The organism is Rhizobium sp. TH2, from assembly GCF_024707525.1.
GTDB lineage: Bacteria > Pseudomonadota > Alphaproteobacteria > Rhizobiales > Rhizobiaceae > Rhizobium_E.
In genome coordinates this window covers 2,425,074-2,441,518 of the sequence record NZ_CP062231.1, presented here as the reverse complement: position 1 = coordinate 2,441,518, position 16,445 = coordinate 2,425,074, and the positions used below count along the sequence as shown (strand labels likewise).

Sequence of the window (16,445 nt, the reverse complement as noted above, 5' to 3'; positions counted from 1 at the left end):
GTCAGGCGGTCTTTCTGATGGCGGGTTCTGGGAGTTGGACGAGGTGCTTCAGAATGAAGGGCGCTCCGCGTGCTGGTTCTACGAAAAGCGCGAGATGGCCGATGCGGCGCGGTGCCGATACATAGTCTCCGAAGAAGCTTTCGATCGCCGCGCGCATCGCCGGCTGTTCCGCCGGTTCGACCTGTCCGGTCAGCGTCATGTGGAAGCGAAAATCCTCGAAGACGTATGGGTATCCCCAGTTGACGAGGTTTTCGCGCCGCTCCGGTGTCAGTTGATCGGGGTTGCGGCGCGCGAAATCGCTCTCACTGAGCGGCGCGCGGAAACTGTCGAAACGGCTGACGCAATCGTCGGCGAGCATCTGCAGTTCCGCACTCCAGTCGGCGGGAATGAGCGCGAAGAAACGGCCGATCTGGCCAAGCACAAGCTCTGGAAGAGTGAAGCCCGAGGTGCCGGCCGAAAAATCATCGAGCGCAGCGATGAGTTCAGCCTCGGCTCGCCCATCAGCCAGCGCGAAGGGTGCCTTCATCGTGGCGTGAAAACCATAGCGGCGGGCATCGTCGGTCAGCGCCTTGAACGCGTCGGCACTAAAACCTTCGACGGCTGGCTGCTTGAGCGCCGCATCGGTGAATGCATCACGGCCGAGCCACTCGGCCGCCCGCCGCGTCAGCGGATCGTCCGCGGGCGGTGTGAAATAGATGGCATAACGCATGAATGATGCCGCGCGGGCGATTCCCGCCGCGTCCCTGATGTTGAGTGCAGGCTCTAACGCCGTATTATGACACTATCGTGATGAGGAGCCCATCAATCGAGAGCGCAGCATATTCGAAGCCGCGTCGAATATGTAGACCACGAGCAGGATGAGTACCACCATATAGGCGACGTTCTCCCAGTCGGAATTTGTTCGCATCGCTTCCCAGAGTTTCAGGCCGATGCCGCCGGCACCGACCGCACCGATAATGGTCGCCGAACGTGTGTTGGATTCCCAGAAATAGAGCGCCTGGCTGGCAAAGACCGGCAGCACCTGCGGCAGGACACCGAAGCGTTGCACGGCAATCGTCGATGCGCCGACGGATTTGACACCCTCGCGCGGCTTGTTGTCGATATTCTCCAGCGCCTCGGCATAGAGCTTGCCGAGCGTGCCGGTGTCGGTGAAGAAGATTGCCGAGATGCCGGCCAGCGGTCCCGGCCCGAAGGCGCGGGTGAAGAACAGCGCCCAGATCAGCATGTCGACCGAGCGCTGGAAATCGAAGAAACGCTTGACGACCTGGTTGGCGATCTTCGAGCGCGTGATGTTGCGCGCCGCAATGAAGGCCAGCGGGAAGGATATGATCGCGGCGAACAGCGTTCCGACGAACGCCATGACGATCGTCTGCAACAGCTTCGTCCAGACGTCGAGATGCTGCCAGGATGGATTGTAGAGAATGTCGTTGGCTGCGAGCGCGGCATTGCTTCGCGTGGGATCGAGGCGTTCGCCCGATGTGATCAGCGAGATGATTTCGCCCGTGGGTTTGCCGAAGAATTTCGAATTGGTGTCGAAGATGAAATTCGCCCAGCCGAAAAAGCGCTTGCGGATTCTGACGCGGTCCGGCTCGACCTCCATCCAGCCGGGCAAGCCGAAGCTGATGATGATCTTGCCGCCGGCATGCGGCTGGCTGGCCCAGGAGGGTAAAGGTGCGTCGAGCCTGATCTCGGTTCCACCCAGCGGGATGGTTAGCACCTCGCCATCGTGCGTAATGATTGCTCGCTGCGGCGTGACATCGGCGGTGGTCGATGCGCTGAATTCGACGACGGTATGGGAGGCAACCTGTTCGGTAATGTCGGCCTTCGCCGCAGGCTCGTTCGTCAGCGTCTTGTCGGCCGTATCCGGCGCCCCGAGAAAACTGAAGGCTGACTTCTTTTCGGCTTCGGCCGGTTGAGCCGCGTCCGGTGCAGCGACCGCGCTGTCGGCGGCGCGTGTGACCGTCGTCTCTTGCCTCTTCAGCCAATCCGGCCGCGGGTTCTTGCCGAGCGTGGAATTGTTGGGAAAGTCGATCCGCATGCCCTCGGGGGCGATGTCGATGTCGGGCCGTTCCTCATAGCTCACCCAGTCGGCGAGATAGCTGCCGGCAATCCCCCAGTTGGCGGTGCCGAGAACCTTGCCGATCGAAAAGAACCAGAAGCAGAAGATCACGTAGAGAATGGCGACCAGCGCGATCAGCGGAATGCGCAGCCGCTGATGCAGCGGCGCCGAGATCAGGTCCGGGTGGCGGGCGGCAAGTGCTTCCATGTCGATTGCGTTCATGTCGTCGCCCCTCAATGAACGAGCTGTAAGGCGTGGTCGCCGGTCAGCCGCTGGCGCAGCCAGGCGGAGAACTGATCGACCGAGATGATGGTGATGAAGAGCAGCAGCATGATCGCCAGCGTCTTGGCTTCATGGCCCTGGCTGATCGATAGCCTGAGCAGTTCGCCGATGCCGCCGCCGCCGACCGCGCCGATGATCGTGGAGGCGCGGACGTTGATCTCCAGCCGAAGCAGCGCATAGGAGGCGAAGTTGGGCATGACCTGCGGCACCATGCCGAAGCGCACCCGTTCGATCCAGTTGCCGCCCGATGCGCGCAGGCCCTCGTCGGGCTTCATGTCGGCGTTTTCGATGACCTCGTAGAACATCTTGCCGAGCGCGCCGATCGTGTGGATCGCCACCGCGATGATCGCCGGGATCGGCCCCAGGGACAGGATCGCCAGGAAGAAACCGGCGATGACCACCTCGGGGAAGGCGCGGAGCACTTCCATCACGCGACGGACAAAGCCGCGTACGAACGGATTCGGCATCATGTTCTTGGCTGCGAAGAAGCTTAGCGGAAAGCCGATGACGAGCCCGATCAGCGTCGAGAAGATCGCGATGTTCACCGTCTCGATCATTTTGTAGAAATATTCGGGAATGTAGATATTCGACGTGATGTAGTAGCGACCGTCGGGATAATTGTACTTGAAGCTGCCGTCGTCATAGGGCGAGGGCAGGTCGAACATCGCCCGGAAAATCTCCCACGGATCGCGCGGGATTAATTCGCCGATGAAATCGAAGAGATAGGGCAAGCGGTCGAGGAACTTGCCGGAATTGCTGTCATTGGCGAACCACAGCGAGCCGGAAAGCGCGATCGCGAAAATCACGAAGCCGATCAGCGTGTAGAGTCGGCGCTTGCCCGCGAGTTCGCGCCAGTGGCGCTCGATCAGCGCGCCGCCTTCGCCCAATGTCTGGGTGGTCGCCATGTTCATGAGATTCGTATCCCCGGTCGCAAGAAGAGCGCCGCGGGATTTCTCCGGCGGCGCTCACTCCTATTGGGCCTGTCAGCCGCCGATGGTTGCCTTGCGGGCGTCGATGATCGGCTTGTAGAAATCGACCGTCACTTCGGTGTAGCTCTTGAAATCGCCGCCCTGGATGGCGGAGAAGCAAGCGGCATCGGTTTCCGGCAGCTTGACCATATAGTCCTTGAACTTCTTCTTCATGTCGTCATTCATCGAGGAGCGGACGACGATCGGGCCGTTCGGGATCAGCGGCGACTTCCAGAGTTCGACCAGGTCATCCATGTTGAGGATCCCCTTGTCGACCATCTTGCGGAGGTTGCCGGAGGTGTAGCCGTCCTTGAAGTCGCCGACGCCCGAACCGAAGGTCGTGCCAGCATCGAAATTGCCCTTCAGGACTTCGAGAACAAGGTTCTCATGGCCGCCGCCGAAACCGGTTTCAGTGAAATATTCCTTCACTGGCGCGCCGGTCTTCTCGGGCAGGGTCACGAGCGGGACCAGGTAGCCCGAGGTGGAGTCCGGATCGGCAAAGCCGAGCTTCTTGCCCTTGATGTCGGCGAGCGTCTTATAGCCCTTGTCCTTGCGGGCGACCATGATGGAGTAATAGCCCATCGAGCCGTCGGTCTGGACGGTGGTCAGGATCGGCTCGACAGCCTTGGCATCGGCGAGATAGATCTTGGCAAAGCCGGAAGCGCCGAGTTCGGCGTAATCGAGCGTACCGCCGAGCAGGCCCTGCACGACGCCGTCATAATCGGCGGCCGGGAACAGCGAAACCTTTTCGACGCCGATGGCAGCCGGAAGCTGATCGACGAGGCACTGGTAGGACTTGAGGCGGTCGGCTTCGTTTTCGCCGCCGAGAATGCCGATGCGGAATTCCTTGAGGTCTTCGGCAGCAGCGGCGGAAGCCAGCGCGAGAAGCGCGGTGGCGGCAAGCAGGGTCTTCTTCAACATGGTGTCTCTCCTGGTCGGTCCGGTCAAACCGGATGTTCTTGTCGATTCGGGAACTGCCTTTGACGCGGGCGGGCGATCGGGTCGGGCGTCTCAGACGCCCAGCAAAACCAGTGGCTTCGGTACATTGTCCGGGACGGGCACGATTGCCGCCGCCGGAATATTGATGCTGGTGGAGGTCATCGACTCGTCAAGCGCGCCCTCGGAGCCGTAGATCGCCGATACGGCGTCGCGCGTGAGTTCATCTGGGCCGCCGTCGAACACGACCTTGCCCGCCGCCATGCCGATGATGCGCTGGCAATAGGCGCGCGCGGTGTCGAGCGTGTGCAGGTTGCAGATGACCGTGATGCCTTCGCGTTCGTTGATGTCGCGCAGTGCATCCATGACGATCTTGGCGTTGAGCGGATCGAGTGAGGCGATGGGCTCGTCGGCGAGCAGCACTTTCGGCTCCTGCATCAGCGCACGCGCGATGGCGACGCGCTGCTGCTGGCCGCCCGACAGCGTGCCGGCGGCTTGCAATGCTGACTGTTCGATGCCGAGCCGCTCGAGTGCGGCGATCGCCATGATCCGCTCTTCGCGGGTGAACATGTTGAGGATGCTGGTGACCGTGGAACGGTGGTTCAGCCGTCCGAGCAGCACATTGGTCAGCACATCGAGACGCGGCACGAGGTTGAACTGCTGGAAGATCATGGCGCAATCGCGCTGCCAGCGGCGCAGTTCGGCGCCCTTCAGGGACGACACTTCACGGCCATCGAAAATAATGGAACCGGCCGACGGGTCCGCCAGCCGGTTGATCATGCGAAGGAACGTGGATTTCCCGGCACCGGAGCGACCGATGATGCCGACCATCTGGCCCGCTGGGATGTCTGTTGTGACGCTGTCGACGGCGGTCTTCGATCCGAATCGTCGCGTGACATTCCTGAATTCAAACATTCCGCCAAATCCCTGTTTCGACTTTTCGCCGTTGTTGGGATCGGGTCTAGAGGGCTTGATTGAAGGTTCGGTGTCGAATTCATGACGGTTGGATGACAATCCACAGCCGGGATTGCCGGGGAGAGCCTATTCCGCAGCTCTTTGAGCGATCTGCTCGCGTTCGGACTCGACCTGGGTCGCCACGGCATCGGTGTGGAGCCATTCACGCCATATCGCGACCAGCAGCGCCATCAGCACCGGGCCGACGAAGAGGCCGAGAAAACCCATCGTCTTGACACCACCGATCAGGCCGAAGAATGTCGGCAGGAAAGGCAGCTTTATCGGCCCGCCGACGAGCTTCGGCCTGAGCGTCTTGTCGACGATGAAGAGTTCCACCGAACCCCAAATGAAGAGCGCCGCGCCGGCGACATGGGAGCCGCTCGCGACGAGATAGAGCGAAACCAGCGTGAAGCTCAGCGGCGCGCCGCCGGGGATGAGCGCCATGATGCCGGTGATCACGCCGAGCGTCACGGGCGAGGGGACGCCGGCGATCCAATAGGCGATGCCGAGCACGATGCCCTCGCCGATGGCGATAACGGTCATCCCCGTCACGGTTGAGCTGATCGTCAGCGGGACGATCCGCGACACGCGCTCCCAGCGTTCGGGAAGAATCCGTTCACCGATTCGATCGAGCTGAAGGACAAGGCCTTCACCGTTGCGATAGACGAAGAACAGCGTGATCAGCATGAAGAGAAGCGTGAGCAGCGCCTGGAAGGCGGTGGCGCCGAATGTGACGACGCCGCGATAGATATTGCCGATATTCGAGCCGCTGATCACCTGGACCAGTTCGCCGAGGCCGCCGGCATGGCCGGCATATCGCACCCATTGCTCGCTCAGCATTTCACCGGCGAAGGGCAAGCCCTGCAGCCAGACCGGAACCGGCGCTCCATGCTTGTTCGCCTCGATCGCCCAGAGCACCCAGACCTTGATTTCCTTCATCGCGTAGACGGTGGCGATCGTAATCGGGATGATGATGAAGGACAAAACCAGCAGCAGCGCGATCGTGGCGCCGAGCGTGCGATTGCCGCCGATGGCATTGAGAATCCGACGGTAGATCGGCCAACTGGCGAAACCGATCACCAGCGCGGCAAGCACTGGCACGATGAAGCCGTGGAAGAAATAGACACCGGCCAGAATCACAAGGACCAGAAGCACGCGCGCGACCGTCGCCGAGGGCACGAGCGCAAATCGCTCCCGCCGGGCAGTTTCTATGTCTGCCCGCTCGACGGTGGAATAGGGTCTGCCGCGGTTGCTCGAATGCATTCGGTCTCCGATATCTGGACCATTTATAGAACCGGCATGACGCCCATATTATGATGGACGTTTGTACGGCGAGCTATAGTCGAAATTGTTTTATCAGGAACCAGAAAAATGGCGGAGGGTAAATATCCGGGATTTGCGCCGGATTGATGATTACCAATCTGGCCCAGGCACCAAATTGCGCTATGATTGCTTCTCGAAACACTTATCGACCTGATCGACGATTATGGTGACCGGCATGATACGGGTACTCTGCGAATGGGATGAAGAGGCGAAAGTCTGGGTCGCGACAAGCACCGACATCGACGGGCTTGTGGTCGAGGCCGAGACCGTCGGTGCTGGCGGTGCTCAGTGACCTCGTCGAATTGAACGGCCGGCCGAAGGCCTTCTAAGCCGCCGCCGTCTCCATATCCTCATGCCGGTCGAGAAACGCCTCGGCGCTCAAATTCCGAAAATCATCCAGCGCCGCCCGCAGCCGGAGATGATCCCAGTCCCACCAAGCCAGTTTCTCGTAACGCTCGGCGACATCGCGCGAGAAGCGTTCGCGGATCGGCTTGGCCGCCACGCCGCCGACCACCATGTAGGGCTCGACATCCTTGGTCACCACGGCGCCGGCGCCGATGGCCGCGCCATTGCCGATCGTCACGCCGGGCAGGATGGTCGCGCCGTGGCCGATCCAGACATCATGGCCAATCGTGATCGCATGGTCGCGCCGCCAGCCGAAGAAGTCCTCGTCGGTGCCGGCATCCGGCCAATAGTCGCCGGAGCGATAGGTGAAGTGGTGCAGCGTCGGCCGCCAGAGCGGATGATTGGTGGCGTTGATCCGCACATTCGCCGCGATATTGGCGAATTTGCCGATCGTCGTGCACCAGATCATGCCGTATTCCATGACATAGGAATAATCGTCGATGGTTGTTTCGGAGATCCGGCAATGCTCGGCGATCTCGGTGTAACGGCCCAGTCTCGTATTGGTGACATTGGCGGTTTCGTGGACAAGCGGGGTTTCCGAGAGCTTGGTCATGCTGCCTGCTTTCGTGCGGAGAATGCGCCGACATCGACAATGCGGTCTGCGACCTGGCTGCGGACATCTTCGTCGTGGAAGATGCCGAGCAGTGCGACGCCATTTTCCTTCTTTTCCCGGATCATTTCGACCACCACGGCGCGGTTGGCGGCATCGAGCGATGCGGTCGGTTCATCGAGCAGCAGCACCGGATGATCGGTGATGAAGCCGCGCGCGATGTTGACGCGCTGCTGTTCACCGCCGGAGAAGGTCGCGGGCGGCAATTGCCAGAGCGCGTCCGGCAGGTTGAGCCGCGACAGCAGGATTGCTGCCGCTTTGCGAGCGTCTTCCACCGGGGTGCCGCGGGCGGTCAGCGGCTCGGCTACGATATCAAGCGCGCCGACGCGCGGCACGGTACGCAGGAACTGGCTGACATAGCCCAATGTACGGCGGCGTATTTCCAGCACCTGGCGCGGGCTGGCCGTGGCGATGTCGTGCGGTTCCCCATCATGCTTGATCAGGATCTCGCCGCGATCGACGGCATAGTTGCCGTAGATCATCTTGAGAATCGAGCTCTTGCCGATGCCGGAGGGGCCGCCGAGCACCACGCATTCGCCCGCGCCGACATTGAGCGAAGCGTTGGACATGACGGGCAGTTTCAGCCCTCCGCGCAGATGCATGGTGAAGGTCTTTTGGAGGCCGGTGACAATCAGGGGGGACGACATATCCATTCTCCTCAGACCTGCAGGATCGATGAAACGAGCAATTGCGTATAGGGCTCCTGCGGGTCGTCGAGCACGCGGTCGGTCAGGCCGTGTTCGATGACCAGCCCGTTCTTCATCACCATCATGCGATGCGAAATCAGCCGGGCGACCGCGAGATCATGCGTGACGATGATGACCGACAGGCCAAGATCCTGGACGAGGCCGCGCAGCAGGTCGAGCAGGCGCGCCTGTACCGAGACGTCGAGACCACCGGTGGGCTCGTCCATGAAGACGAGGCGCGGCGAGGTCACCAGGTTGCGCGCGATCTGCAGGCGCTGGCGCATGCCGCCCGAAAAGGCGCGCGGCTGATCGTCGATGCGATCCTCGTCAATCTCGACGCGGGAGAGCCAGTCGGTCGCGGTGGCGCGGATGTTGCCGTAATGCCGGTCACCCACTGCCATCAGCCGTTCGCCGACATTGGCACCGGCGGACACCGCCATCCTGAGGCCATCGGCCGGGTTCTGGTGCACGAAGCCCCAATCGGTGCGCATCAGGAAGCGGCGTTCAGCCTCACTCATCCGGGCGATGTCGCGGAAGGCATCGTCGCGCATGCGGTACTGAATCATGCCGCTATCGGCCTGCAAACGCGTCGAAAGACAATTGAGCAACGTCGTCTTGCCAGAGCCGGATTCACCGACAATGGCGAGCACTTCGCCGGGCCAGAGATCGAAACTGACATTCATGCAGCCGATGCGGCTGCCGTAGAATTTGGAAAGACCCTGGACTTTCAGAAGCGGTGTGTCGGTCATTCGGCGGCCTCCAGTCCGGCCTGTTCGCCCACATGGCCCTGCGCCCGGCGATCCTCGCAATAATCGGTGTCTGAGCAGACGAACATCCGCTTGCCCTTGTCGTCGAGCACCACTTCATCAAGGTAGACGCCGTGGGCGCCGCAGAGCGCGCAGGGCTTGTTGAAAGACTGCACCGTGAACGGATAGTCCTCGAAATCGAGGCTCACGACTTCGGTGAAGGGCGGGACGGCATAGATCCGCTTCTCGCGGCCGGCGCCGAACAGTTGCAGCGCTTCCGAACGATGCATTTTCGGATTGTCGAATTTCGGGATCGGCGAGGGGTCCATGACATAGCGGCCCTCGATCTTCACCGGATAGGCATAGGTCGTGGCGATCTCGCCGTTGCGGGCGATATCCTCGTAGAGCTTCACATGCATGAGGCCGTATTCCTCGAGCGCATGCATTTTGCGGGTTTCGGTCTCGCGTGGTTCGAGAAAGCGCAGGGGTTCGGGGATCGGCACCTGGTAGACCAGAGTCTGGCCGGCTTTCAGCGTTTCCTCGGGGATGCGGTGGCGCGTCTGGATGATGGTCGCCTCAGACGTTTTGGTCGTTACCGCGACGTTGGCGACCTTCTGGAAGAAGGCGCGGATAGACACAGCATTGGTCGTGTCGTCTGCACCCTGGTCTATGACCTTGAGTACATCGTCCGGCCCGATGATCGCGGCAGTCACCTGCACGCCGCCGGTGCCCCAGCCATAGGGCATCGGCATTTCGCGGGATGCGAACGGCACCTGGTAGCCGGGAATGGCGATCGCCTTGAGGATGGCGCGGCGGATCATCCGCTTGGTCTGTTCGTCGAGATAGGCGAAGTTGTAGCTGGCAATGGTTGTCATCTTGGCTTACCTTCTCGCCATGCGGGCGCGCCCGCCGAATAGGGGCTTTGGTGCATGGACAATATTGTCGTCGGGTTGGTCCTGATGGCCGTCATCGCGGCCGTCATAGGCTATTTCTTCTTCAAAGCTTCGAAGGCGAAGCGGGATCATGGCTCCCACACATCCGGTGATCCGGGTGGAGATGGACGAGGCTGGGACTACAGCCATGCCGATGGGGGCGCCGACGGTGGAGATTGAGGACGCCAGCTCATGACGGACAAAGAGATCACCGTGCTTCTCTTTATCGCCGGCTTTTGCGTGCTGGTCGCCGTCATAGGTATCGTGTTCCAGGACCGTCTCCCGGCAAATTTTGAATCGGGTCCCGACGGAGGCGACAGCGATGGAGGCGGAGACGGCGGGGGCGACTGAGGCCATCATTCCGCGGCCTCCTTGCGTTCGTCGTCACTGTCCTTGCGCCTACGCGCCGCCTCATAGTCTGAACGCATGCGGCGCACGAGATCGAGTTCGGCCTGGAAATCCACGTAATGCGGCAGTTTCAAGTGTTCGACGAAACCCGTCGCCTGCACATTGTCGGAATGCGAGATGACGAATTCCTCGTCCTGCGCCGGTGCCACGACATCCTCGTCGAACTCCTTGGCGCGAAGGGCGCGGTCGCAGAGCGCCATGGCCATCGCCTTGCGCTCGGACTGGCCGAAGACCAGCCCGTAGCCACGGGTGAATTGCGGCGGTTCCTTGGCCGAGCCCTTGAACTGGTTGACCATCTGGCATTCGGTTACCTGGATGCGGCCGAGCGAGACGGAGAAGCCGAGTTCCGGAATATCCATCTCGACCTCCACTTCGCCGATGCGGATCTCGCCGGCAAAAGGATGGGTCCGGGCATAGCCACGCTGGGTCGAATAGCCGAGCGCCAGCAGGAAACCTTCGTCACCACGCGCCAGTGCCTGCAGGCGTGAATCGCGTGTCATCGGAAATTCCAGCGGCGTACGCGTGATGTCGCCGGTCTGATGGTCGCCGGGCATGACGCCATCGGCCTCGATCAGGCCTTCCTGTGCGAGGATTTCGGAGACGCGCATCACGCCTTCTTCGGGCGCTTCCCGCTCGACCGGCATTTCCGGCTCGGTGTCGCCGGCAAGGGACGGATCGATCAGGCGGTGGGTATAGTCGAAGGTCGGTCCCAGCAGCTGCCCGCCGGGTAGGTCCTTATAGGTCGCTGACACACGTCTTGCGACCAGCATCTCCGCCGTATCGATCGGCTTGGTATAGCCGAAACGGGGCAGCGTGGTGCGATGGGCGCGCAGGATGAAGATCGCCTCGATCATGTCGCCGCGCGCCTGCTTCAGCGCGATGGCTGCCAGCGGGCGATCGTAGAGCGAGCCTTCGGCCATGACACGGTCGACGGCCAGGCCGAACTGCTCGACGATCTGTTCGATGGTGACCGAGGGCAGGTTGCGGTCGCCCCGCCGTTTGTCGGCCAGCAGCCGATGGGCATTGGCAATGGCTGTTTCGCCGCCTTTGACAGCTACATACATATCATGCCCCTCTCGTTGCGATTTTGGTTGCGCGCGGCAGGCAGAGAATGTCGGCGCCCGAGACCAGGACCAGATCGACGCCGCGCGGATAGAGCGCGGCATTTTCCCGCCACATGCTTTCGAAATGCGGCGGCAGGCCCTGCGGCGCGATGGTCGCTTCACCATCGATGCCCGGGCCGGAAAGCGTGAGCGTTGCGCCACCGACGAGATCAGGCAGTTCGGCGATAATGGTCGTCGAGCGATCCGGATATTCCTGCGAACCCGTCGAAAAGGTCGACAAGGCAGGGAGCACCGCTCCCTTTTCGAAAAAGGCGAAGGCGGCATCGGTGCGGTCTTCCGTCAGCAGCGATCCGGTCTGGAATGCCAGCCAGCCTTGCACGCCCGCGCCGATCAGCGCCGGTGACAGATAGACCGGCGTGTCGTGGTCGCAGAGCGTAAGCGCGATGGCGCCTGCGCCGGCACTCATGGGTGAGGGCGGCGCGGATGGCGCGCTGACGGTGGCGATGGTGCCGGGCCGGGCCATGCAATCCATCAATGTCTTGAACATCGACTGCGCTTCGAAGACCGGGTCGGCAAAACCGCCGGTGTAGGATTCGGTGCGATAGGCCATCAGTCTTCTCCCCTGACCATGGTGAAGAAATCGACGCGCGTCGCGGCGGTCTCACGGCGGCGGGTCTCATCTGCCTCGGCGATGCCCCGTTCGATATCGGCGGCGAGCGCACTGACAGCATCGTTTGTTTCCGGCCGCTGGCCGAGCGCATCGAAGATCGCGGCGAGTTCGGCCTTGCGTGGGGTCAGGCCGAGCGTCTGGCCGAAACCGATCTCGCCCGTGCCGAGCCGGATCGTCGCGCGGCTGATGCTGGCTTCACCGAGATTGAAAGGTGCGCCGCCGCCGCCGATGCGGCCGCGGATCATGACCAGGCCGGTCTCGGGTCCTCGCACGGCAAAGACATCAGGCTTGTCAGGCCATTCCTCCCAGGCGCTTTCGAGCCTGCTGTCATCCGCCTTTGCCAGAATCTCCATAATGTGCCGGCGCCGGTCATTCTGTCCGTCCAGGCCTGAACTTGAATTTTCCAGAGGCATTGAACATTCTCCAAATGTCTATTAGTCTAGATAACTAGACATCTACAACGGCAATTACGCCCTGACAATGACAGACATGTGACATGAACGAACATTTTCCCATCGATCGCCGGAGCGGCATCTCCGCCTGGAAACAGATCGCCGACCAGATCAGTCGCTCCATTATGTCAGGTGAATATGACGAGACGGGCATGGTGCCGCCGGAAACGGTTCTGGCCGAGCGTTTCGGCGTCAACCGCCACACGGTGCGCAACGCGATCGCGGCACTGGCCGAGGATGGCATGCTGCGCCGGGTGCAGGGCAGGGGCACGCTGATCGAGAAGCGGGAGAGACTGGTCTATCCGGTCGGCCGGCGGACGCGATTCTCCGATGGACTCGGCAGCCAAGCGCATGAACTGGAGATGCGGTTGCTCGGCGCGCAATCCGTCATGGCGCCCGAACAGGTCGCAGCAGCACTCGGTATTCCGGAGACCGCGTCAGTCCTGAAGCTCGAGACCCTGAGCATGGCCGATGGCGAGCCGATCTCGCTTTCAAGCCATTATTTCGACGAGCGTCGTTTTCCCGAGATGGCGATTCATTTCGAACGACACCATTCGATCACGCGTGCGCTGGCTGAACAGGGTGTCGAGGATTACGTCCGCATCTCGACGGAGGTGACGGGACGTCTCGCGACATCAGAAGAGAGTTCAAGGCTCCGGCTCTCGTCAACCTCGGTCGTCCTCGAAACACTGGCGGTGAATGCTGATTCCTCGGGGAGGCCCATCCAGTTCTCACGCACTATTTTCGCGGCCGAGCGCATCACGCTGAGGCTGGAAACACAGGGTGTTTGATCCGCGGGAGTGTATTTGTTCTGTCCAGGGAAACGGATTCGGCCATCTGGCCCCTAGAGCCCGAATTTCCCCGAAAGAGACCCGAGATTCGGGTGCGAGCGAGGCTGCAACGATAGGGCGTCGCCGTGATCGGCTATCGATTTCCCGATTGAAGACAATGGCTTGAAGGAAAATCCTCGAAAATCTCGGTGCCCTTTTCCATTTTGTCACAAAACCTGCTTGACACTTCCACCGGCACCCCTTAGTTAGCCGCTCACGAACGGCGAACAAGCCGTTCGGAAAGAAATGCGCGGGTGTAGCTCAGTTGGTTAGAGTGCCGGCCTGTCACGCCGGAGGTCGCGGGTTCGAGCCCCGTCACTCGCGCCATTTCTCTCTTCCAGATCAAAAGTTTGATCGGCTTGTCCTCAATTGAAAATCGACGAGCTTCGTGCGCTTAGCTCGCGACTGTCGCTCGGACAGCGTCCGCCAGCTCTTGCCATGGACCGATACGCCACGCGCCTGACGCAGCGCCGGATGTGGACGGCAGAACCCATATCGCCGTCTTCCCGATACTCTCTTCATGCTGTCCATAGTCGATCGACTTCCGGTCGAAGAAGGCCTGTGCCGCGGCTTTGCCGTTGAAGGCGAGAGCGCCAGGCTGGATCTCTTCCATGGCTGCCCGCAGGCGACCGGCGTCGAAGCAGTCGGCTGGCAGATCCTTGTCCATTCCGAAATGGTGCTTCGCCATATCGGTGAAGCCGATCCCGAACGCATCGAGCAACCGCCAGTCCTCCGGGGCGACGAGATGTGGGGTGAGGCCGATGACATGGATCGTGCGCCAGAACTTGTTTCCAGGACCGGCGTAATAGGCGCCGATCCGGGCCGATCGTGTGCCGGCCGCCGTTCCGCAAATCACGAGGCGCAGGTTGGGCCGGAGGAGGTCTTCGAGGATATGTATCATCGACGGCGTGCAATCGAGCCAGGCTTGGTTAGTCGTATCGTGGTCTTCGTGGCGGTGATTACCGACAGCGCCCTTTTCGAAGCCCTGTGGACTCATCCACGCCCAGTCAAGCTCTACTTGGTGTGGAAGTTGCCCTTCTGCCCGCCATATCTGCCCGTATCGTTGACCGAGCGATCTTTCGGACTGATAGGCGCGGCACCCTGGCAGCTCGCAAGTGTCAGCATCGCTATTGTGCCGGCTAGAAAAAACGCGAAACGCATCTCTCAGTCTCCTTAATAGGCATCAAGCCGGAGCGGCGACCGCGATTGATTGCGATCCACTCCTGCAACAGGAGATAGGTCGCGTCCAACACCATGTCAAATCGGCAATGATTACGTTGCCTGCCAAGGCAGCGAGCGATCGCATCTTCTTCCTAGGAGTCTTAATTTCAAATGACTTCAAACGTTTGAAACGCGCGAATTGACGCGGTCCGGGCAAATGTGGCGGCAATGCGTTGAAAATGGTTTCAACGTCTTGCTAATCACACATAGCTGCGCTAACCACGACTGCGATGCAACAAATTTCGGCCTGGCCAGGGACGGCTATCGCGCTTGCGAAACGCTCTCCGGCAAGCCAGGCAGGGACCAGGTCAAATGACTGAACTTCTCGGCTCCTACCTCCCGATCGCCATCTTTATCGGTATTGCTCTGGTGATAGGTCTGGCGCTTCTCGTCGCCCCCTTCATCGTGGCTTACAAGGCGCCCGACTCGGAAAAGCTCTCTGCTTACGAGTGCGGCTTCAACGCCTTCGACGATGCCCGCATGAAGTTCGATATCCGCTTCTACCTGGTCTCGATCCTCTTCATCATCTTCGACCTTGAGGTCGCCTTCCTGTTTCCGTGGGCCGTGTCTTTCGGCGCGATCGGCTGGTTCGGCTTCTGGTCCATGATGGTCTTCCTTCTCGTGCTGACCATCGGCTTTATCTATGAATGGAAGAAAGGAGCGCTCGAATGGGATTGACATCCTCCGACGCTACGCTCGTCGCCCCCCAGCCGAAGGGTGTTATCGACCCTTCCACGGGCAAGCCCATTGGCGCCAATGATGCTTTCTTCGGCGAGATCGACAACGAACTCGCCGACAAGGGTTTTCTGGTCACGTCGACCGACGAACTGATCACCTGGGCGCGCACCGGCTCGCTGATGTGGATGCAGTTCGGCCTCGCCTGCTGCGCCGTCGAAGGCCTGATGCAGGTCTCGGGTCCGCGTTACGACATGGAGCGCTTCGGCGTCGCGCCGCGCGCCTCCCCGCGTCAGTCCGACGTGATGATCGTCGCCGGCACGCTGACCAACAAGATGGCGCCGGCGCTGCGCAAGGTCTATGACCAGATGCCCGAGCCGCGTTACGTCATCTCCATGGGCTCCTGCGCCAATGGCGGCGGATACTACCATTATTCTTACTCGGTGGTGCGCGGTTGCGACCGCGTGGTGCCGGTGGATATCTATGTGCCGGGCTGTCCCCCCACGGCAGAAGCACTCCTCTACGGGGTGCTGCTTCTGCAGAAGAAAATCCGCCGCACCGGCACGATCGAGCGCTGAGGGCAGGGCATGTCGAATACACTCGAAGAGCTTTCGGTCTATCTCAGGGAGAGCCGCGGCGAGGCAATCGTCTCCGCGGAAATCGCCTGGGGCGAACTGAACGTCACGACAACGGTCGATAGCTATATCGCTCTCCTGACCTTCCTGCGCGACGATCCGCGTTGCCAGTTCATCAGCTTCATCGATCTCTGCGGTGTCGATTATCCGGAGCGCGAGAAGCGTTTCGACGTGGTCGTCCATCTGCTGTCGCCGAAGGCCAATACGCGCATCCGCGTCAAGGTAGCTGTCGGCGAGGATGAAACGATCGCCTCGGCTACGTCCGTCTTCGTCGGCGCCGACTGGTTCGAGCGCGAGGCCTACGACATGTACGGCATCCTGTTCACCGGCCATCCGGACCTCAGGCGCCTGCTGACGGACTACGGCTTCGAAGGCTATCCGATGCGCAAGGACTTCCCGACGACCGGCTATGTCGAGGTTCGCTACGACGATACGGTGAAGCGGGTGGTCTACGAGCCGGTACAGTTGCGCCAGGAATTTCGAAACTTTGACTTTCTCTCGCCATGGGAAGGGACGGATTACGTTCTTCCCGGTGACGAGAAGAAGAGTTAGCAGGCTGCCACAGGCTCAACTGCCTGAAGCTACGCCA

At 61.1% G+C, this 16,445-nt stretch carries 22 protein-coding genes and 1 tRNA gene; 8 read left to right on the top strand and 15 right to left on the bottom strand.

Annotated features, from left to right (window positions below):
- Position 1: 1 nt before the first annotated feature.
- The 6 genes from IHQ71_RS12170 to IHQ71_RS12145 all read right to left on the bottom strand — a co-directional run bounded on the left by IHQ71_RS12170 (position 2) and on the right by IHQ71_RS12145 (position 6,462).
- Positions 2–709, bottom strand: a complete 708-nt coding sequence (locus IHQ71_RS12170; protein ID WP_258162213.1) for a DUF1045 domain-containing protein — start codon at positions 707–709, stop codon at positions 2–4.
- A gap of 72 nt (positions 710–781) precedes the next feature.
- Positions 782–2,281, bottom strand: coding sequence for a phosphonate ABC transporter, permease protein PhnE (phnE, locus tag IHQ71_RS12165; protein WP_258162212.1), 1,500 nt, complete (start codon positions 2,279–2,281; stop codon positions 782–784).
- An 11-nt stretch (positions 2,282–2,292) separates the two neighbouring features.
- Entirely contained in the window at positions 2,293–3,252 is a 960-nt protein-coding gene (gene phnE, locus IHQ71_RS12160; protein WP_374989980.1) for a phosphonate ABC transporter, permease protein PhnE, read from the bottom strand.
- Positions 3,253–3,324: 72 nt separating this feature from the next.
- Positions 3,325–4,230: a phosphonate ABC transporter substrate-binding protein gene (gene phnD / locus IHQ71_RS12155; RefSeq protein ID WP_258162211.1), complete on the bottom strand. Its 906-nt coding sequence runs from the start codon at positions 4,228–4,230 to the stop codon at positions 3,325–3,327.
- A gap of 90 nt (positions 4,231–4,320) precedes the next feature.
- On the bottom strand, positions 4,321–5,160 hold the full coding sequence (gene phnC, locus IHQ71_RS12150; RefSeq protein ID WP_258162210.1) for a phosphonate ABC transporter ATP-binding protein: 840 nt from the start codon (positions 5,158–5,160) through the stop codon (positions 4,321–4,323).
- A gap of 126 nt (positions 5,161–5,286) precedes the next feature.
- Positions 5,287–6,462, bottom strand: coding sequence for an AI-2E family transporter (locus tag IHQ71_RS12145; protein WP_258162209.1), 1,176 nt, complete (start codon positions 6,460–6,462; stop codon positions 5,287–5,289).
- 235 nt (positions 6,463–6,697) lie between these two features.
- On the opposite strand from IHQ71_RS12145, the gene IHQ71_RS12140 reads away from it, so the two are divergent.
- The gene (locus tag IHQ71_RS12140) at positions 6,698–6,814 is read left to right on the top strand and encodes a DUF1902 domain-containing protein (RefSeq protein ID WP_258162208.1); all 117 of its coding nucleotides are present in this window, start codon (positions 6,698–6,700) and stop codon (positions 6,812–6,814) included.
- 33 nt (positions 6,815–6,847) lie between these two features.
- On the opposite strand, the gene IHQ71_RS12135 is transcribed toward IHQ71_RS12140, so the two are convergent.
- The 4 genes from IHQ71_RS12135 to IHQ71_RS12120 are packed head-to-tail and all read right to left on the bottom strand — an operon-like array spanning position 6,848 to position 9,844.
- Positions 6,848–7,480, bottom strand: coding sequence for a DapH/DapD/GlmU-related protein (locus tag IHQ71_RS12135; RefSeq protein ID WP_258162207.1), 633 nt, complete (start codon positions 7,478–7,480; stop codon positions 6,848–6,850).
- A complete protein-coding gene (gene phnL, locus IHQ71_RS12130) occupies positions 7,477–8,184 on the bottom strand; it encodes a phosphonate C-P lyase system protein PhnL (RefSeq protein ID WP_258162206.1) in 708 nt (235 codons plus the stop codon). The genes IHQ71_RS12135 and phnL overlap by 4 nt, the downstream gene beginning before the upstream one ends.
- 11 nt (positions 8,185–8,195) lie before the next feature.
- Positions 8,196–8,972: a phosphonate C-P lyase system protein PhnK gene (phnK, locus tag IHQ71_RS12125; RefSeq protein ID WP_258162205.1), complete on the bottom strand. Its 777-nt coding sequence runs from the start codon at positions 8,970–8,972 to the stop codon at positions 8,196–8,198.
- Positions 8,969–9,844, bottom strand: coding sequence for an alpha-D-ribose 1-methylphosphonate 5-phosphate C-P-lyase PhnJ (locus tag IHQ71_RS12120; RefSeq protein ID WP_258162204.1), 876 nt, complete (start codon positions 9,842–9,844; stop codon positions 8,969–8,971). The genes phnK and IHQ71_RS12120 overlap by 4 nt, the downstream gene beginning before the upstream one ends.
- 54 nt (positions 9,845–9,898) lie before the next feature.
- On the opposite strand from IHQ71_RS12120, the gene IHQ71_RS12115 reads away from it, so the two are divergent.
- Together IHQ71_RS12115 and IHQ71_RS12110 are read left to right on the top strand one after the other, a co-directional pair.
- Entirely contained in the window at positions 9,899–10,081 is a 183-nt protein-coding gene (locus IHQ71_RS12115) for a hypothetical protein (RefSeq protein WP_258162203.1), read from the top strand.
- A gap of 12 nt (positions 10,082–10,093) precedes the next feature.
- The gene (locus IHQ71_RS12110; RefSeq protein WP_258162202.1) at positions 10,094–10,252 is read left to right on the top strand and encodes a hypothetical protein; all 159 of its coding nucleotides are present in this window, start codon (positions 10,094–10,096) and stop codon (positions 10,250–10,252) included.
- A gap of 5 nt (positions 10,253–10,257) precedes the next feature.
- Here IHQ71_RS12110 and IHQ71_RS12105 read toward each other — a convergent pair whose 3' ends face one another.
- Genes IHQ71_RS12105 through phnG form a run of 3 tightly spaced genes read right to left on the bottom strand, consistent with a single transcriptional unit; the run spans position 10,258 to position 12,456 of the window.
- The gene (locus tag IHQ71_RS12105; protein ID WP_258162201.1) at positions 10,258–11,373 is read right to left on the bottom strand and encodes a carbon-phosphorus lyase complex subunit PhnI; all 1,116 of its coding nucleotides are present in this window, start codon (positions 11,371–11,373) and stop codon (positions 10,258–10,260) included.
- A 1-nt stretch (position 11,374) separates the two neighbouring features.
- Positions 11,375–11,983 (bottom strand): phosphonate C-P lyase system protein PhnH, encoded by a 609-nt coding sequence (phnH, locus tag IHQ71_RS12100; RefSeq protein ID WP_258162200.1) that lies wholly within the window; start codon positions 11,981–11,983, stop codon positions 11,375–11,377.
- On the bottom strand, positions 11,983–12,456 hold the full coding sequence (phnG, locus tag IHQ71_RS12095; protein WP_258162199.1) for a phosphonate C-P lyase system protein PhnG: 474 nt from the start codon (positions 12,454–12,456) through the stop codon (positions 11,983–11,985). The genes phnH and phnG overlap by 1 nt, the downstream gene beginning before the upstream one ends.
- 83 nt (positions 12,457–12,539) lie before the next feature.
- Here phnG and phnF point away from each other — a divergent pair, with 83 nt between their 5' ends.
- Positions 12,540–13,286 carry a phosphonate metabolism transcriptional regulator PhnF gene (gene phnF, locus IHQ71_RS12090; protein ID WP_258162198.1) on the top strand — a complete coding sequence of 249 codons (747 nt, stop codon included), beginning with the start codon at positions 12,540–12,542 and terminating at the stop codon, positions 13,284–13,286.
- Between the two features lie 289 nt (positions 13,287–13,575).
- A tRNA-Asp gene (locus IHQ71_RS12085) sits at positions 13,576–13,652 on the top strand.
- Between the two features lie 67 nt (positions 13,653–13,719).
- Here the strand turns inward: IHQ71_RS12085 and IHQ71_RS12080 are convergent.
- Together IHQ71_RS12080 and IHQ71_RS12075 are read right to left on the bottom strand one after the other, a co-directional pair.
- On the bottom strand, positions 13,720–14,322 hold the full coding sequence (locus tag IHQ71_RS12080; protein ID WP_258162197.1) for a mismatch-specific DNA-glycosylase: 603 nt from the start codon (positions 14,320–14,322) through the stop codon (positions 13,720–13,722).
- A 17-nt stretch (positions 14,323–14,339) separates the two neighbouring features.
- Complete coding sequence (locus tag IHQ71_RS12075) at positions 14,340–14,486, bottom strand: hypothetical protein (protein ID WP_258162196.1); 147 nt, start codon at positions 14,484–14,486, stop codon at positions 14,340–14,342.
- Between the two features lie 372 nt (positions 14,487–14,858).
- On the opposite strand from IHQ71_RS12075, the gene IHQ71_RS12070 reads away from it, so the two are divergent.
- From IHQ71_RS12070 to IHQ71_RS12060, 3 genes are read left to right on the top strand one after another with little or no spacing between them, the layout of a single operon-like run.
- Complete coding sequence (locus IHQ71_RS12070) at positions 14,859–15,224, top strand: NADH-quinone oxidoreductase subunit A (RefSeq protein ID WP_258162195.1); 366 nt, start codon at positions 14,859–14,861, stop codon at positions 15,222–15,224.
- Positions 15,215–15,799: an NADH-quinone oxidoreductase subunit B family protein gene (locus tag IHQ71_RS12065; protein WP_258162194.1), complete on the top strand. Its 585-nt coding sequence runs from the start codon at positions 15,215–15,217 to the stop codon at positions 15,797–15,799. The genes IHQ71_RS12070 and IHQ71_RS12065 overlap by 10 nt, the downstream gene beginning before the upstream one ends.
- 9 nt (positions 15,800–15,808) lie before the next feature.
- Complete coding sequence (locus IHQ71_RS12060) at positions 15,809–16,408, top strand: NADH-quinone oxidoreductase subunit C (protein WP_258162193.1); 600 nt, start codon at positions 15,809–15,811, stop codon at positions 16,406–16,408.
- Positions 16,409–16,445 lie beyond the last annotated feature (37 nt).

Excerpts from the sequence above, each read along its gene's own strand:
- IHQ71_RS12170 (WP_258162213.1), bottom strand. The coding sequence starts at position 709 with ATGCGTTATGCCATCTATTTCACACCGCCCGCGGACGATCCGCTGACG.
- phnE (WP_258162212.1), bottom strand. The coding sequence starts at position 2,281 with ATGAACGCAATCGACATGGAAGCACTTGCCGCCCGCCACCCGGACCTG.
- phnE (WP_374989980.1), bottom strand. The coding sequence starts at position 3,252 with ATGAACATGGCGACCACCCAGACATTGGGCGAAGGCGGCGCGCTGATC.
- phnD (WP_258162211.1), bottom strand. The coding sequence starts at position 4,230 with ATGTTGAAGAAGACCCTGCTTGCCGCCACCGCGCTTCTCGCGCTGGCT.
- phnC (WP_258162210.1), bottom strand. The coding sequence starts at position 5,160 with ATGTTTGAATTCAGGAATGTCACGCGACGATTCGGATCGAAGACCGCC.
- IHQ71_RS12145 (WP_258162209.1), bottom strand. The coding sequence starts at position 6,462 with ATGCATTCGAGCAACCGCGGCAGACCCTATTCCACCGTCGAGCGGGCA.
- IHQ71_RS12140 (WP_258162208.1), top strand. The coding sequence starts at position 6,698 with ATGATACGGGTACTCTGCGAATGGGATGAAGAGGCGAAAGTCTGGGTC.
- IHQ71_RS12135 (WP_258162207.1), bottom strand. The coding sequence starts at position 7,480 with ATGACCAAGCTCTCGGAAACCCCGCTTGTCCACGAAACCGCCAATGTC.
- phnL (WP_258162206.1), bottom strand. The coding sequence starts at position 8,184 with ATGTCGTCCCCCCTGATTGTCACCGGCCTCCAAAAGACCTTCACCATG.
- phnK (WP_258162205.1), bottom strand. The coding sequence starts at position 8,972 with ATGACCGACACACCGCTTCTGAAAGTCCAGGGTCTTTCCAAATTCTAC.
- IHQ71_RS12120 (WP_258162204.1), bottom strand. The coding sequence starts at position 9,844 with ATGACAACCATTGCCAGCTACAACTTCGCCTATCTCGACGAACAGACC.
- IHQ71_RS12115 (WP_258162203.1), top strand. The coding sequence starts at position 9,899 with ATGGACAATATTGTCGTCGGGTTGGTCCTGATGGCCGTCATCGCGGCC.
- IHQ71_RS12110 (WP_258162202.1), top strand. The coding sequence starts at position 10,094 with ATGACGGACAAAGAGATCACCGTGCTTCTCTTTATCGCCGGCTTTTGC.
- IHQ71_RS12105 (WP_258162201.1), bottom strand. The coding sequence starts at position 11,373 with ATGTATGTAGCTGTCAAAGGCGGCGAAACAGCCATTGCCAATGCCCAT.
- phnH (WP_258162200.1), bottom strand. The coding sequence starts at position 11,983 with ATGGCCTATCGCACCGAATCCTACACCGGCGGTTTTGCCGACCCGGTC.
- phnG (WP_258162199.1), bottom strand. The coding sequence starts at position 12,456 with ATGCCTCTGGAAAATTCAAGTTCAGGCCTGGACGGACAGAATGACCGG.
- phnF (WP_258162198.1), top strand. The coding sequence starts at position 12,540 with ATGAACGAACATTTTCCCATCGATCGCCGGAGCGGCATCTCCGCCTGG.
- IHQ71_RS12080 (WP_258162197.1), bottom strand. The coding sequence starts at position 14,322 with ATGAGTCCACAGGGCTTCGAAAAGGGCGCTGTCGGTAATCACCGCCAC.
- IHQ71_RS12075 (WP_258162196.1), bottom strand. The coding sequence starts at position 14,486 with ATGCGTTTCGCGTTTTTTCTAGCCGGCACAATAGCGATGCTGACACTT.
- IHQ71_RS12070 (WP_258162195.1), top strand. The coding sequence starts at position 14,859 with ATGACTGAACTTCTCGGCTCCTACCTCCCGATCGCCATCTTTATCGGT.
- IHQ71_RS12065 (WP_258162194.1), top strand. The coding sequence starts at position 15,215 with ATGGGATTGACATCCTCCGACGCTACGCTCGTCGCCCCCCAGCCGAAG.
- IHQ71_RS12060 (WP_258162193.1), top strand. The coding sequence starts at position 15,809 with ATGTCGAATACACTCGAAGAGCTTTCGGTCTATCTCAGGGAGAGCCGC.